Below are 14,501 nucleotides of genomic sequence, written 5' to 3' on the forward strand. Positions count from 1 at the left end.
GGCGCGCGGATCAGCGGGCGAACGTGGCCTGCGATGCGGCGGGGGGCGGTGAGCCTCCGGCCTGGGCGGCGGGCGCTTTCGCGGCCTGGATCGGCGCGGCGCGGGTCAGGACCTTGGTGCCCGTCGCGGCGGCCTGGATGTTGGAAACGATCACCCGGTCGGACCGGGCGAGGCCGGAACGGATCACGCGCAGGCCATCGACCACCGGGCCGAGTTCCACCGGCTTGGCCGCCACGACGCCGTCGGTTCCGACCACCAGCACGACCTTGCGCGCCTGATCGGATTGGATCGCTTCGTCGGGAACCAGCAGGGCATCGACCTCGCCGCCGTTCGACAGGCGCATGTTGCCGAACATGCCGGCGGTCAGGAACAGGTCCGGGTTGGACAGCACCGCCCGGCCGCGGATCGTGCCGGAGCGCGGATCGAGTCCGTTGTCGGTGAAATCGAGACGGCCCTTCCAGCGGAAATCGCCTTCGTCCTGAAGGCGGATTTCCACCTCGCCGCCACCCTTGCCTTCGGCGCGATCGCGCTGCGTCTTCAGGAACAGCGCTTCCGAAGCATCAAACGTGAAGTAGATCGGGTCGAGCGCGTTGATCGTGGTCAGCAGCGTGGCGTTGGCGGCATCCGCCCCCGAGACCAGATTGCCGACATCGATCCGGCGGTCCGATACGCGCCCGGTGATCGGCGCGCGGACGACGGTGAATTCGACGTTGAGCGCCAGCTGCCGCACCCGCGCGTCGGCGGCGGCCAGCGCGGCCTGCGCCGCCTGCAAGCGGGCGCGCAGGGAATCGACTTCGGCCGCCGAAACCGCCTCGTCGCCGGTCAAGCGGCTGACGCGCCCGTAGTCGGCCTGTGCCAGCCGCAGCGTGCTGCGCGCGCTGGCGGCATTGGCGCGCGCTTCGGCCAGCGCGGCCAGGAAGGGACGCTGGTCGATCGTGAACAGCGGTTGCCCCTTGCGCACGATGTCGCCGTCATGAAAATGCAGCGCGACAATCTGCCCGGACACGCGCGGGCGGACTTCCACCGCCTGGCTCGGCGCGAAACGGCCCACATAATCGTCCCACAGCACCACCTTGCGCACCAGCGGCGCGGCCACGCCGACGGTGGGCTGCGGCATCACGGCGGCCTCGGCCTGAGGCCGGTCGAACGCCTTCCAGCCGGCACCACCCGCCAGCGCCAGCCCGATCGCGACCAGAGCGGCCGTCCGCCAGCGGCGGCGGGGACGGCTCTCCTTGCCGGGCGCCTCCATGGGGATGGTCGGCATTTCGGCCTGGATGCGTGAGACCATGTTCATTGCAAGACTCCGTCATTGGCAGACGCGCCCGCGCAACGCCGGATGCGCCCTGCATCGGCTTGACGGACACGAAAATGGGAACGCCGTTCGCACGGGGGCGAAGCGGACGGGGCTGCGCGGCTCGCGCCACGCAAAGGATGCAGCCGGCTCCGGCGCGTGGACGGCATGCGCACGCGCTCGCGACGCCGGAACCGGCTGCGGGAGGAGCGGAAGGGCACGCCGACCGGGGTGAGATTCGGCGGGCGTCTTCCGCAGGGGTTGGTGAGCGCGCCCCGCCCCAGGGAGCGAAGCGCGCGGCTATTCTAGAAAATCGGGCTCAACAGATCGGGTTGGACACAACCCCCTCCCGGATGCCTCTGCTTTATTCCATACCATGCGGTATATAATATGGAGCGATGGGGCGTCAACCGGAATTTTGTACCGATTAGTAGATTAAATGAGGAAATGCAAAAAGATTTGCTTTTCCAGCGAGTTGGTCACCTATCGGCCGGGCCACACAGCCAGCGTCATATCCACCAGTTGCGCCAGTTGCTCGGGCGTGGCGCCCGCGCCCGCCTGGACGCCCATGCCCTGCATCACGGCATTGAGATAAGCTGCCAGCGCCGCCGGATCGATGCTTTCGGGAAAGTCCCCTTCGGACTTCGCACGCTCGAACCGTTCCACCATGGCCTGTTCCGACGAGGCGCGGCGCGCGATCACTTCTTCCTTGATCGTGTCCGCATGCGTCGTGCAGGCGACCATGCTGATCACGCCAAGGCACGCGCGCGGATCGGGTTCGCCGGTCTGCAGGGCAAGCGCGCCGCGCAGCAGCTTCTCGGCCACCGCTTTAGCTGTCGGTTCCTGCAGCGCGGATTTCACGTAGCAGAGCTTGTCCCGCTCGTAGAGATCGAGCGCCTTGCGGAACAACGCCTCCTTGTTGCCGAAGCAGGCATAGAGGCTGGGCTTAGTGATGCCCATCGCCTCGGTCAGCTCGGCCATGGACGCGCCTTCGTATCCGCGCAGCCAAAATACCTGGAGCGCGGCGGCCAGCGCTTCCTCGGGATCGAATTCCCTGGGGCGCCCCCGTCCGGATTGAACTGCCATTTCCATACCGAGCGGTATATAGATACGAAACCCGCCGTCGTCCAGTGGCCGGCCGAGATTCAGCACGGAGGCTCCTCGATCAGATGGCGGGCAATCTTGATATCGGCCCGCAGCCAGACGTCGTATGTTTCGGGCCGCAGGATGACCGGCAGCGGGCCGGACGCGCCCGAAGTCAGGATGGCAAAGCTCGGAATCTCGGAATCCCGCCATATGCCAGCCACGGCGAGCAGCGGCGCCGCGGGATCGGTGAACCAGCTATCGCCTCGGCGATAATGCGTCATGGGCACGAGGCAACGGAACTGCGCGTGCCGCAGCGTGCCGATCCAGAACGGGCTATCCAGGTTGCGCACGAACGGGACCAGGTATTCGCCGCGGGGAGGCGGCGGGACACCCCATTGGCGCGGGACGAGGTGGCGCCCATTCTCCCGGGTGGTCACGATCACCGGCGCGTAGCCGCCGGGCACGACCGTACCGCCCTGCCACACATCGCCGGCGGCATCGGCCCCCAGATTCTCGGCGATCTGCCGCGCCGAAGCATCGATACGATAGGCCGGCGCCATGGCGGCTAGCCAAGCCTCAGTCCGAGTTCGGCAATCAGTTGTCCGGCTTGCTCGCGTGATATGGTCGCGCCGCGGAACAGCGCCACATCGGTGAGTCGCAATCCGCCCAGATCCGCTCCGCGCAGATCGGCCTTTTCGAAGCGGGCGCCTGTCAGCGTGGCATCGCGCAGGCTGCACGCCTCGAACACGGTTTCGCGCAAATCGGCCTTCCGCAGATCGGCCTGGCTGAAATCGAGATGCCGCAGGCGCTGCTTGCGAAAGCTCAGCCCAGCGAGCTTGGCGCCGGCGAGCAGCACTTCCTCGCAATGGAGGTCGATGATCCGCGCATCCGTGAGGTCGGCGCCCGTCAGCTTGCTGCCCGTCAACCGCGCGCTGGTCAGGCGGGCCTGCCTCAAGTCCGCGTTGTTGAAGTCGCATGACTGGATCACGGCATCGGTGAGATCGGCGCCAAGGAAGCTGGCGAACGGTGCGCGACAGGCGAGCCATTGCGTGCCTTCCAGCCTCGCCCTGGCCAGGCCGGCCCGCCGCAACGTACACCGTTCGAACCGCCAGCCGGCAAGATCGAGATCGCTGAGGTCCGCCCCGTCCAGATCGCAGCCGACAAGATGCGCCGTGCCCGGGTTATCGCCGGCCGTCAGTGCGACGATATCGGCGCGCGCCAGCGTTAGTCCGTCGGCCGTCCGCGCATGGTCCGTGTTGGAGATCATCATTCCTGATAGGACTTTGTCGCGATCTTGGTAAAGTCGCAGTACCATGACGATGACGCACCGATGGCAGGTCTGTCGGAGATATTCCGAGCGTACAAGCGGCCATGCCGACGGTCGTTCCACCGCCAAGTGGTTCGGCACCTGGCTTGACTGGCTGCCGGTCCCGATGTTCCTGCTGTTCTTTACCACCCGCCTCGTGCCCGAACCCGTGGCGGACCGGTCGCTCTATCAGTCCATTGCAGAGAGGATGCTGGCCGGCGATCGGCTCTATGTCGACGTGATCGATAACAAGGACCCGCTGTTCTACTACGCCATTGCGGCACAGCGCCTGATCGGCCCCTTTGCGGAATACGGCTTCGAGCTGGCGTGCGTGGGCGGGGCGGCGCTGATCGCCGCCGCCCTGGCGCGGCGTTTCCATCCCGGATGCGCGCTGGGCCATCGGCTGGTTCTCATGGCAACGGCCTTCATGCTGACCGGGCCGCTGTATGATCGGGGCGGCAGCATTCCCCCGGGGATCGCGCTGACCCTGGCCACGATCGCCCTTGCCACGGCAGGACGCGGCATCGCCACCGGCGTGGCGCTGGCGGCCCTGCTGTTCACCAAGCTGATCTACGCGCCGATCGCGCTGGCGTTCGTTCTGGTCCACGCGATTGCCCGATCCACCCCGCGCGAACGGGCCGCTGGGTTCCTGTGGCGATGCGGATCGGCCTGCGCGGTCGCTTCCGCCATCGTGATCACAGCCCTGGCCGCGCGGGGAGAACTGCACGGCTATCTTGCAGCCCAGCAGGCAAACCTGCTCTATTCGCACAGCAACGTCTTTTTCGCGCCGACGCTGCTTGGCAACCTGTGGAATCATGCGCTCACCGCGCTGTACTTCGGCAAGGCGATACTGGCGCTATCGCTCGCGACGTTCCTGTTCCTGCTGGTCCGGTTCCTGCGCGGGCCGGCTGACGGCGCGCTGCGCCCGTTTCTGGCGGGATGCCTTGCGATCTACCCCCTGTCGCTCGCGGTGATCGGCGTCACGGCTATCTGGGGGCCGCACCTTGCCGTCCTGCACATCTTTCTGGCGATCGGGGCAGCCGTGGCGGTTCCAGACCTGCTGGCGAGCTGCGGTCCGCTCATCGCCTTGCCGGTGATCCTCGGGGCGGCAGGGGCGCTGTCCTTTGCCGGCATGGAGATATGGACGGACGACAGCCCGCTGGACTTCTTTGACCGCGTGGAGGAACTCGATGCAGATCCGCCCGAAGCCGTGGCGCTTCATCAGGTGGCGGGGCAAGCTCCGGTCCGGTACGCGCGGCTGGGTTCCGACAATGATCTGCATCATGCGTCGGGAACGCGAACGGACCGGCTCGTCTGCCCGCGCTTCTTCCAGTACCGGTTCACCGACACCAAGGTGCTCGATGGCATATTGGCCTGCGCCGCGAAGGCGGATTACCTCATCGTGGACTTTCCCGAGGATCAGCCGCTGGTGCCCGGCACATTTGTGACGCCGGTTGCCGATTTCGCCGAACTCAATCTGCGCTGGCAGAGCTTCACCGCAGCCGCCGAAGCGATGCTGCAACGCGGATTCCACTGCGTGAGCGCAGGCGATACCATCCGGATATGCCGGCGCACGAACCGCGCTGCGGTCACTTCCCGTTCTGGGAATCGGTAGCTGCCCTTTCGGGCAGCCATCCGCCACCCAGCGCCTGGAACAGGGCCACGCGCGCGGTCAAGGCGTCGGAGCGTGCCTGGATCAGCGCCAGTTCCGCGGCGAGCAGACCGCGCTGGGCATCGAGCTGTTCGAGATAGGGCGAATAGCCGGCCGCATAGCGCGCGCTGGCGTGCCGGTATGCCCGCGCCAGCGCGTCGCGCTGCGCGGTCAGGATGGCGGCCTGTTCGTCGGTGCGGACGGCACCGACTAGCGCGTCGTTGACTTCGCGAAAGGCGTTGAGCGCAACCTTGCGATAGGCGTACGCCGCCGCATCGCGCTGTGCTGCCGCGCTTTCCGCGCCGGCGCGCAGGCGCCCGCCTTCGAACAGCGGCGCCAGCACGCTTCCACCCGCCGACCAGATCGTGATCGGGTCGGCCAGCAGAGTTGACAGGGCCGCTCCCGCCGAAGCTGAAAGCCGCACTTGGGGCAGGAAGCGCTTGCGCGCCGCAGCCAGAGCATGATCGGCACCGGCCAGCTGCCATTCCGCCTGCGCGACATCGGGGCGGCGACGCAGCAGTTCGGAGGGCAGCGCCTCCGGAATCGCCGGTTCGCGCAGCGCGGCCAGCGTGGTGCCGCGCGCGACATCGCCGGGAAGATCACCCGCCAGCACGCGCAATCCGTTTTCCTGCCGGGCTATGCCCTGTTCGATCGCCGGGATGATCTGCGCGGCAGACTGGTATTCCGCTTCGGCCTGCTCCAGTTCCAGCCGCGAGGCATAGCCCGCATCGGTCCGGCGGCGCATCAGGTTCAGCGCCTGCGCGCGGGCCGTGAGCGTCTCGCGCGCGACCTCCAGCCGGGCATCGAGCGCGCGCAGGGTGATATACCCGCTGGCCACCGCTGACGCGATCGACAGATGCACGGCATCGCGCGCCGCCTCGCTGGCGAACCACGCGGACCGGGCTGCCGACGCCTGATCGGACAGGCGGCCGAACAGATCGACTTCCCATGCCACCTGCAGCTGCGGTTGCGCGGCCGTCTGCTCTACCGGCTTGCCGAAGGCATTGACGCTGCGCGATTGGGCCGACGCGCCGGTGGCATCCAGCGTGGGCAGCAAGGCGGCGCGCGCCGCCATCTCCTGCGCCCGCGCATCGCGCACGCGCGCGGCCGCGATGGCGATATCGGGATTGCCGGCCAGCGCCCGTTCGACCAGCCCGGTCATCACGGGGTCCCCGAACGCCTGCCACCACGCCGGTTCGACCAGGCCGGACTGCGCGGTATCGACCCGCCATTCTGTCGGCGCCACCACGGGCGCCACCTGCGCCGTCTCGATATGCGGGCCGGCGCACGCCGCCAGCGCGGCACAGAGCGCCACCGGAAGCGAATGGATCGCGGAACGGCGCATCAGTGCCTCGTCGCCACGCGCACTTCGACCGACATGCCCGGCCGCAGGCGGGCCGCCGCCGCCTGCCCAGGATCGATGCGTATGCGCACCGCGATCCGCTGGGGAATCTTGACGAAGTTGCCGGTGGCGTTGTCCGGCTTGAGCACCGCGAATTCGGACCCCGCCGCTGGCGAGAGGTTCTCCACCTTGCCCGTCAGCTTCGTTCCGTTCAGCGCGTCGACCCGGAACGTCACCGGCTGCCCGATCCGCATGCCGCTGGTCTGCGCTTCCTTGAAGTTGGCGATGATCCAGAAGTCGTTGGGCACCAGGAACATGAGCTGCGTGCCCGCCGTGACGAAGGCCCCGTTGCGCACCCCGATCTCGGACAGCTGGCCGTCCGACGGCGCGCGGATCACGGTGTTGTCGAGATCGACCTGCGCCAACCGGAGCTGCGCCTTCGCCCCTTCCACCGCCGCTTCCAGCCCGCCCCGGCCGACCAGCACCGAACGCACGTCCTGCTGGCCGACCTGCTGCGTTGCCGATGCCTGCCGGACGCCCGCCTGCGCGGCCAGCAACGCGGCACGCGTCTGGTCGCGCTCGCGTTCGGAAATCGATCCGTCAGCCACCAGCGCGTTCGCGCGCTTCATGTCCGCCTCCGCCCGCACGAGCTGCGCTTGCGCGTTGGCGATCCCGGCTTCCTGCCCGGTCAGCGCCGCTTCGCGCGCGCGCTGGCTCTGTTGCGAATTGGCAAGCGCGGCCAGTTGCGCGGCCAGGTTGGCCTTGGCCTGTTCGACGCGCGCGGCATAGATGCGGTCATCGATCGTGGCCAGCACCTGCCCGGCCTTCACCTGCGCGAAGTCGCGAACCGGCACGGACGTCACATAGCCGCTCACCTGCGGGCTGATCACGGTGACCCTGCCCCGGACATAGGCGTTGTCCGTGCCCTCGCTCCAGCCCGCGAACGGGGGCAATTGCCAAGCGTAAAGGATCGCCAGCGCCGCCGCCACGGCGATCGCGGCGATGACGATCACGGTCAGGCGGCTCTTGGCTGGCGGCCTCCAGCCGTTGGGCACGGGGTTGACCTGTGGATCGGCCGGGGCCGGTTCCGCCCTGATCGTTTCGCTTGGCCCCTGATCCGTCATGCGCTTTCCCCGTTTCGCCCCGTGGCGGGACTCGCCATCGCGGCCGCCTGCTCGGCCATCTTCTGTTGCAGGAGAATCACTGGCGAAATCTCGTGCCGTCGCAGGATCGCGCGGCGGATCGCCACGCCCCACAGCGCCGCCGCCACCGCCAGCACGCAGACCACCAGAAACAGATCGTCAAAGGCAAGAATATGCGCCTCGCGCGTGGTCTGCTGCGAAAGCAGGGCAACGCCTTCCGCGCTCCGCAGCGCCGGGTCGCCGATCACCGGCGCGACCGCGCCCGAACCTGCCCGCACGCGCAACGCCACCTGCGGGTCGGTCATGACCACGTCCTGCACCAGCTCGTGCGAATGGTACTTCTCCCGCATCGTCTCGAACGTGCCGAGGGCGGCGGTGCCGACAAGGCCGCCTATGCTTTGGCTCAGGCTAAACAGAACCACGAAGCTGATGAAATTGCGCGGCCCGGCCAGCAGCGTCCGGGCCATGCCGATCACCATCGCCTGCGCCATGAACAGCAGCGAGGCGAACCCGATCAGCGCCTGGCTGAAATAGAACATCTCCGGCCGGCTGAGGTTGGTCGATCCCGCATCGATGTAAGCGCCGATCGCGATCAGCACGGCGGACACGATGATCGGGCGCGTCAAATTCTCGGGATTGAAGGTCAGCACCGCCACGGTCATGCCTGCGATCGAGGCCAGCACGATCACCAGGTTCAGCGTCACCATCTGGTCGTTGATCATGCCCACCACGTTGAGCAGGCCCACCGACCCGAACGCCTGTTCCGACAGCAGAATGCGCACGGAGGCCGCCACGGCCATCAGCCGCAGCATCTCGCGCGTGCCCAGCCAGCGCGTGTTGATCAGCGGGTTCTCGCGAAAATGCTCGATCAGCAGCGCCCCCGCGATCATCACCATGCTGCCGGCCAGCGCCCACCCGATCCACGCGCGGTCGGTCCACCATTCGATGCGGCCCTGCGTCAGCGCCGCGATCAGCAGCCACAGGCCAGGCCCGAGCAGCGCGAAGGTGAGAAAATCGGCGCGCTCGAACACCTTGAACCGCTCGCTCGGCGGCAGGGGCAGCACCATGATCGCGGCCAGCATGGCCAGCGCCAGCCCCAGTTCGAACCAGTACAGCATGTGCCAGTCGCCCCATTCCAGCAGGCCCGGCGAAAGCACGCGCGCCAGCGGCGTCGCCAGTTGCGGGATGGAGATGCCCAGCATCACCCCGACCAGCCGCTTGGGCGCGGGCATGGCCTGCATCAGATAGAGGATGGTCAGCGACGTGAGCGCCGCCGCCGCCATGCCGCTGGCCGCGCGCACCAGCACCGACGACCAGAAGCCGTGGACGAACAAGTGCAGCAGCGTCGCCAGCGCATAGGCGCCCAGCATGTACCGGACGAAACTCTGCAGGCCGAACTGTTGCCGGAACTTCACCAGCAGCAGGTTCGCCGTGGTGTTGGTCATAAGATAGGCCGCCGTCAGCCAGGCCGCCTCGTTGGAATAGAGGCCCAGCGTGCCCTGCGCGAAGTTGAGATTGACCGCCACCAGCGCATTGCCCAGGCCCGCGGTCACGCCAATCAGCACACCGACCGCGAAATACCCCACGCGCCGCCGCGCGGGATGATCGGGATTGGCGGGCGACCCTGGCAGGGTGGGCCGTTCATGCGGTTTGAACTGATAGACGTCCTGTCCGTCCACGCCGCCCCCGGCCGCCAGAATGGCAACGATCGGAACACTATAGGGCGCGTCGCAAGGACAGGCAACGCGATGGGCGACCTTTTCGATCTTTTCTATTTTCCGGAAAAGTCTGAACAAATTTATCCGGATTTCCGGAAAATCCCAGCCGCGTATCCTGCCGCTCGCAATCACGGAAACCTTCCGGATCAGAGGGAAAGCGGCCATGAAGAACCACCTGCTCTCGCTGGGCGCCGGCATCCTGATCGGCCTCCTCTACGCCACGCTGGGGGTGCACTCGCCAGCGCCTCCGGTCATCGCCCTGACCGGGCTGCTCGGGATGCTGGCCGGGGAACGCGTGGCCTCTCCGATCCGGCGAATCGTTCTGCGCCGCACCCGTCCGGCCGACTGAATCCCATCCCGGCCGTCACACCGGCCAAGCCCAAGGAAAGCCCATGACCGACCTTCTCCTCGTCAACGCCAAGGTAACGACGCTTGATCGCGCCAATCCGGTGGCGGAGGCTGTTGCGATCCGGGATGGCCGGTTTCTGACCGTCGGTAGCGAAGCGGAGGTTCGCGCCGCGGCCCTGCCCGATGCGCAAGTGATCGACGCCGGGGGTCGCCGCGTCATTCCCGGTCTGATCGACAGCCACATGCACATCATCCGCGGTGGTCTGAACTTCAACATGGAACTGCGCTGGGACGGCGTGCCCTCGCTGGCCGAGGTGATGACCATGCTGAAGCAGCAGGTCGATCGCACCCCCGCGCCGCAATGGGTGCGCGTGGTGGGCGGCTTCACCGAGCACCAGTTCGCCGAGAAGCGCCTGCCGACGATCGCCGAGCTCAACGCCGTCGCGCCCGATACGCCGGTGTTCATCCTGCACCTCTACGACCGCGCCCTGCTCAACGCCGCCGCGCTGCGCGTGGTGGGCTACACCAAGGACACGCCCAATCCGCCCGGTGGCGAGATCGTGCGCGATGCGGCGGGCAACCCGACCGGCCTGCTGCTGGCCCAGCCCAACGCCACGATCCTCTATTCTACGCTGGCCAAGGGACCCAAACTTCCCGAGGATTATCAGATCAATTCCACCCGCCACTTCATGCGCGATGTGAACAGTCTGGGCGTGACCGGCGTGATCGATGCCGGCGGCGGGTTCCAGAACTATCCCGACGACTACCGGATCATCGAGAAGCTGCACCAGGACGGCGAACTGACCGTGCGCATCAGCTACAACCTGTTCACGCAGAAGCCGAAGGAGGAACTCGCCGACTTCAGCGGATGGGTGAAGCAGGTCAGCCCCGGCCAGGGCGACGACAGCTACCGCCACAACGGCGCGGGCGAGATGCTGGTCTATTCCGCGGCCGACTTCGAGGACTTCCGCGTCGCCCGGCCCGACATGCCGCCCAGCATGGAAGGCGATCTCGAACCGGTCATCCGCCTGCTCGCCGAACACCGCTGGCCTTGGCGCCTCCACGCCACCTACGACCAGACCATCGGCCGCGCGCTCGATGTGTACGAGAAGGTCCATCGCGATATCCCGCTGACCGGGATCAACTGGTTCTTCGACCATGCCGAGACGATCAGCGACCGCAATATCGACCGCATCGCCGCGCTGGGCGGCGGCATCGCCGTGCAGCACCGCATGGCCTATCAGGGCGAATACTTCGTCGAACGCTATGGCGCCAGGGCGGCCGAGCGCACCCCGCCGATCACGAAGATGATTGCCGCGGGCATCCCGGTGGGCGCGGGCACGGATGCCACGCGCGTCGCCAGCTACAACCCGTGGGTGTCGCTGTCCTGGCTGGTCACCGGGCGCACGGTGGGCGGGCTCACGCTCTATCCCGGTGCCAACCGCGTCAGCCGGGAAAAGGCTCTGGCGATGTGGACTTACGAGAATACGTGGTTTTCCAACGAAGTGGGGAAGAAAGGTCAGATCAAGGCGGAGCAGCTTGCCGATCTGGCGGTGCTGTCGGACGATTACTTCAGCGTGCCCGAGCACGCGATCGTCCACATCCGCTCGGTCCTGACGCTGCTGGGCGGCAAGGTCGTCCATGGCGAGGGCGACTATGCACCGCTCGCCCCGGCCCTGCCGCGCCCGATGCCCGACTGGTCCCCGGTCGCGACCTTCGGCGGTTACCATAAGACGCCCGAGGCACGGGCCAAGCTCGCTTCGGCCTGCGGTTGCCACTCCGCCTGCGGCGTCCATGGCCACGATCACGCCGCCGCGCTGGGCGCATCGGTGCCGGCAGCCGACGTGCAGACCTTCTGGGGCGCGCTCGGCTGCGGCTGCTGGGCCGTTTGAACTTAAGAGATCGGAGAAATCACATGAGAAAGTTTACTTATCTCGCTGCTATTAGCTTGGTTCTTTCTGCTCCAACCTCTTTCGCGCGCGATACGGCCGCCACCGACTACGCCGTCGGGCCGCAGTACGACACGACCCATGTCTACGTGCCCGAAGACGCCTTCGACACCTTCGTCGCCAGCTTCGTCGCCACCTTCGGCGGCAGCACCAGCAAGCAGGGCGAATTCCAGGTCACGCCCACCAAGAGCCTGACCAAGTCGCAGCTTGCGCTGACGCCCGCTGGCACGGTGTCCACCTTCGGCTTCAAGACGCCGATCCCCTACCCCTTCGGCGACGAGCGCACCGGCTATCTGGTCACCGACATGGACGCCGCCATCGCTTCCGCGGTGAAGCATGGCGCGGTGCGCCGGCTCGATGCCTTTCCCGATCCGATCGGCCGCGACGTGGTGATCCAGTGGCCGGGCGGCGTGAACATGCAACTCTACTGGCACACCGCCAAGCCGAGCTACGCGCCGCTCGCCACCGTGCCCGAGAACCGCATTTATCTGACGGCCGATGCCGCCGACCGCTTCATCGCGAGCTGGACCGGCTTCGCGCACGGCCGGGTCACGGCGGACAACCGCGCCGCGTCGGGGGCCGAGGTGGGCCAGCCTGGCAAGACGATCCGCCGCGTCGCGATCGACAGCGGCTATGGCCGGATGGTCGTCTTCGTCACCGACGGGCAGCTTCCCTGGCCCTATGGCCGCGACATGACCGGCTACGAGACGGCGGATCTGGCCGCCACGCTGACGCGGGCCAAGGCCGCCGGTGTCGAGACGCTGGTCGCCCCGTTCACCGCCAACGCCCGCCAGAGCGCGATTGTGCGCTTCCCCGGCGGCTACATCGCCGAAATCCACGCCGCGGCGGCGCAGTGACATGGCCGCCGATGCCCCGCCCCGCTTCGTGGACCAGCTGCTCGGCTGGACGCCGACGTGGTTCGTCGCCCGCCTACTGCTGGTCAGCGCCTACCTTCTGGGCGGCGTGACCAAACTAGCGGACTGGCCCGGCGCCCTGGCGGAGCAGGCGCATTTTGGGTTACATCCCGCTGGTTTATGGGCCGCTCTTACCATTCTTGTCGAGATCATCGGTCCGCTGCTGATCCTTGCCGGCCGCCTCGTCTGGCTGGGCGCCGGCATGCTCGGCGTGTTCACAGTACTGGCCGCGATGGTGGCCAACGCCTTCTGGACCCTGCCCACCGGCGCGGACCGGTTCATGGCGACCAACGCCTTCTTCGAGCACCTCGGGCTGGCGGGCGGCTTCGTGCTGGTGGCGCTGGTGGCGCGACAGGCCCGGTGACATGGCGCAGTGACATGGCGCGCCGCGTCCTCCTCGCGCTGCTGCTCGTCGTGCTGTCTTTGCTACGGCCCGCCCCAGCGGCCGCCCAGACCGCCGAAGCCTGGCAGGCGCCCACGCTGAGCATCACGCGCTATGACGAGGACTGGTCGGACCTGGCCGACGCGGCAAAGCGCGCCCACCACTGGACCGGCCCCTTCAAATACATCCCGCTGGGCGGTGATGCCTGGCTATCCACGGGCATCGAGGTGCGCCTGCGCAACGAGAACAACCGCAACGCGCTGTGGGGCGGCGCGCAGGCGCCCGACGACAGCTTCCTGTGGGTGCGCGCGCTGCCCTATGCCGATCTCCATGCCGGGCCGGTGCGCCTGTTCGCCCAGCCCATCGTCGCCTATGCCGCCGGCGTCGCTCCCGCCCCCGGTCCGGTCGACCGCACCGGGATCGACCTGCTGCAAGGCTTCGCCGAAGTCGACGCGGGGCCGGTCACGCTGCGCGCCGGGCGCCAGATGCTCTCGCTTGGCACCGAACGGCTCGTCGGCACCCGCTATGGCCCGAACGTGCCGCTGGCCTTCGATGGCGTGCGCGCCATCGTTACCCACGGGCAGGCCCAGCTCAGCCTGCTGGCGGTGAAGCCGGTGCTCTCGCGCCCCGGCAACTTCGACGATCGCACGTCCCCCACCAAGGCGCTGTGGGGCGCTTACGTCACGGTGCCGGGCGTCGACCTCTACTATCTCGGCTATCGCAACCGCGATGCCCGGTTCGGCGCTGCGCAAGGCCGCGAACGCCGCCACAGCTTTGGTGCGCGGCTCCACGGCGCGCGCGCCGGCTGGCACTGGAATGTCGAGGGCGTCTATCAGTTCGGCGATTTTGCGGGGCGACCGATCGCGGCTTGGACGCTGGGTAGCGAAGTGGGCCGCGCCGTGCCGCTGGGCCGCCTCTCGCCCGACCTGACCGTGCGCTTCAACGTGGTCAGCGGCGACCGCAATCCGCGCGATAATCATCTCGGCACGTTCAACGCGCTGTTCCCCAAGGGCAAGTACTTCGGCGAGCTTTCTCCCGTGGGGCCGACCAACATCGTCAGCCTCAATCCCCGGATCAGCGCGCCGCTGGGCAAGGGATGGTCCGGCAGCATCGCCGCCATGGCCTATTGGCGCTACACGGCCGGCGATGGCGTCTATGACATTCCCGGCAACCTGATCCGCGCGCCCGGCACCAGCCACGCCCGCTTCATCGGCAAGGAAGCCGAAGCCACGCTCGCATGGCAAACCACCGCCGAACTGGAACTGTCCGCCTCCCTCTCGGTCTTCACACCGGGAACCTTCATCCGCGAAACCGGCCCCGCGCACACCATCACCATGATCGGCTTCGAAAGCAATTTCCGCTTTTAGGGCAA

General features: G+C 67.6%; 12 protein-coding genes and 1 pseudogene. 6 read left to right on the forward strand and 7 right to left on the reverse strand.

Features of this window, described 5'->3' with window-relative positions:
* Positions 1–10: 10 nt before the first annotated feature.
* The 4 genes from FA702_RS18870 to FA702_RS18885 all read right to left on the reverse strand — a co-directional run bounded on the left by FA702_RS18870 (position 11) and on the right by FA702_RS18885 (position 3,647).
* A complete protein-coding gene (locus tag FA702_RS18870; protein ID WP_136957666.1) occupies positions 11–1,294 on the reverse strand; it encodes an efflux RND transporter periplasmic adaptor subunit in 1,284 nt (427 codons plus the stop codon).
* A 480-nt stretch (positions 1,295–1,774) separates the two neighbouring features.
* Positions 1,775–2,383 carry a TetR/AcrR family transcriptional regulator gene (locus tag FA702_RS18875; RefSeq protein WP_136958069.1) on the reverse strand — a complete coding sequence of 203 codons (609 nt, stop codon included), beginning with the start codon at positions 2,381–2,383 and terminating at the stop codon, positions 1,775–1,777.
* Positions 2,384–2,436: 53 nt separating this feature from the next.
* A complete protein-coding gene (locus tag FA702_RS18880; protein ID WP_136957667.1) occupies positions 2,437–2,937 on the reverse strand; it encodes a DUF159 family protein in 501 nt (166 codons plus the stop codon).
* A gap of 5 nt (positions 2,938–2,942) precedes the next feature.
* A complete protein-coding gene (locus tag FA702_RS18885; protein WP_255504887.1) occupies positions 2,943–3,647 on the reverse strand; it encodes a pentapeptide repeat-containing protein in 705 nt (234 codons plus the stop codon).
* Between the two features lie 43 nt (positions 3,648–3,690).
* Between FA702_RS18885 and FA702_RS18890 the strand changes: the two genes are divergently transcribed.
* The gene (locus FA702_RS18890; protein WP_136957668.1) at positions 3,691–5,298 is read left to right on the forward strand and encodes a hypothetical protein; all 1,608 of its coding nucleotides are present in this window, start codon (positions 3,691–3,693) and stop codon (positions 5,296–5,298) included.
* Here FA702_RS18890 and FA702_RS18895 read toward each other — a convergent pair.
* The 3 genes from FA702_RS18895 to FA702_RS18905 are packed head-to-tail and all read right to left on the reverse strand — an operon-like array spanning position 5,273 to position 9,497.
* Positions 5,273–6,679 (reverse strand): efflux transporter outer membrane subunit, encoded by a 1,407-nt coding sequence (locus FA702_RS18895; protein WP_136957669.1) that lies wholly within the window; start codon positions 6,677–6,679, stop codon positions 5,273–5,275. The two genes, FA702_RS18890 and FA702_RS18895, sit on opposite strands and share 26 nt — an antisense overlap.
* Positions 6,679–7,800 (reverse strand): HlyD family secretion protein, encoded by a 1,122-nt coding sequence (locus FA702_RS18900; RefSeq protein WP_136957670.1) that lies wholly within the window; start codon positions 7,798–7,800, stop codon positions 6,679–6,681. Before FA702_RS18900 ends, FA702_RS18895 begins: the two co-directional genes overlap by 1 nt.
* On the reverse strand, positions 7,797–9,497 hold the full coding sequence (locus FA702_RS18905) for an MFS transporter (RefSeq protein ID WP_255504888.1): 1,701 nt from the start codon (positions 9,495–9,497) through the stop codon (positions 7,797–7,799). The genes FA702_RS18900 and FA702_RS18905 overlap by 4 nt, the downstream gene beginning before the upstream one ends.
* Positions 9,498–9,699: 202 nt before the next feature.
* On the opposite strand from FA702_RS18905, the pseudogene FA702_RS18910 reads away from it, so the two are divergent.
* The 5 genes and pseudogenes from FA702_RS18910 to FA702_RS18930 form a co-directional block, all read left to right on the forward strand.
* Positions 9,700–9,858, forward strand: a pseudogene (locus FA702_RS18910) (DUF1427 family protein); the annotation flags it as partial.
* 70 nt (positions 9,859–9,928) lie between these two features.
* Positions 9,929–11,776 carry an amidohydrolase gene (locus FA702_RS18915; protein ID WP_136957672.1) on the forward strand — a complete coding sequence of 616 codons (1,848 nt, stop codon included), beginning with the start codon at positions 9,929–9,931 and terminating at the stop codon, positions 11,774–11,776.
* A 23-nt stretch (positions 11,777–11,799) separates the two neighbouring features.
* On the forward strand, positions 11,800–12,690 hold the full coding sequence (locus tag FA702_RS18920) for a glyoxalase (RefSeq protein WP_136957673.1): 891 nt from the start codon (positions 11,800–11,802) through the stop codon (positions 12,688–12,690).
* Position 12,691: 1 nt separating this feature from the next.
* Positions 12,692–13,111 carry a DoxX family protein gene (locus FA702_RS18925; RefSeq protein WP_136957674.1) on the forward strand — a complete coding sequence of 140 codons (420 nt, stop codon included), beginning with the start codon at positions 12,692–12,694 and terminating at the stop codon, positions 13,109–13,111.
* Positions 13,112–13,125: 14 nt separating this feature from the next.
* A complete protein-coding gene (locus FA702_RS18930) occupies positions 13,126–14,496 on the forward strand; it encodes an alginate export family protein (protein WP_136957675.1) in 1,371 nt (456 codons plus the stop codon).
* Positions 14,497–14,501 lie beyond the last annotated feature (5 nt).

Source organism: Novosphingobium sp. EMRT-2, assembly GCF_005145025.1.
GTDB lineage: Bacteria > Pseudomonadota > Alphaproteobacteria > Sphingomonadales > Sphingomonadaceae > Novosphingobium.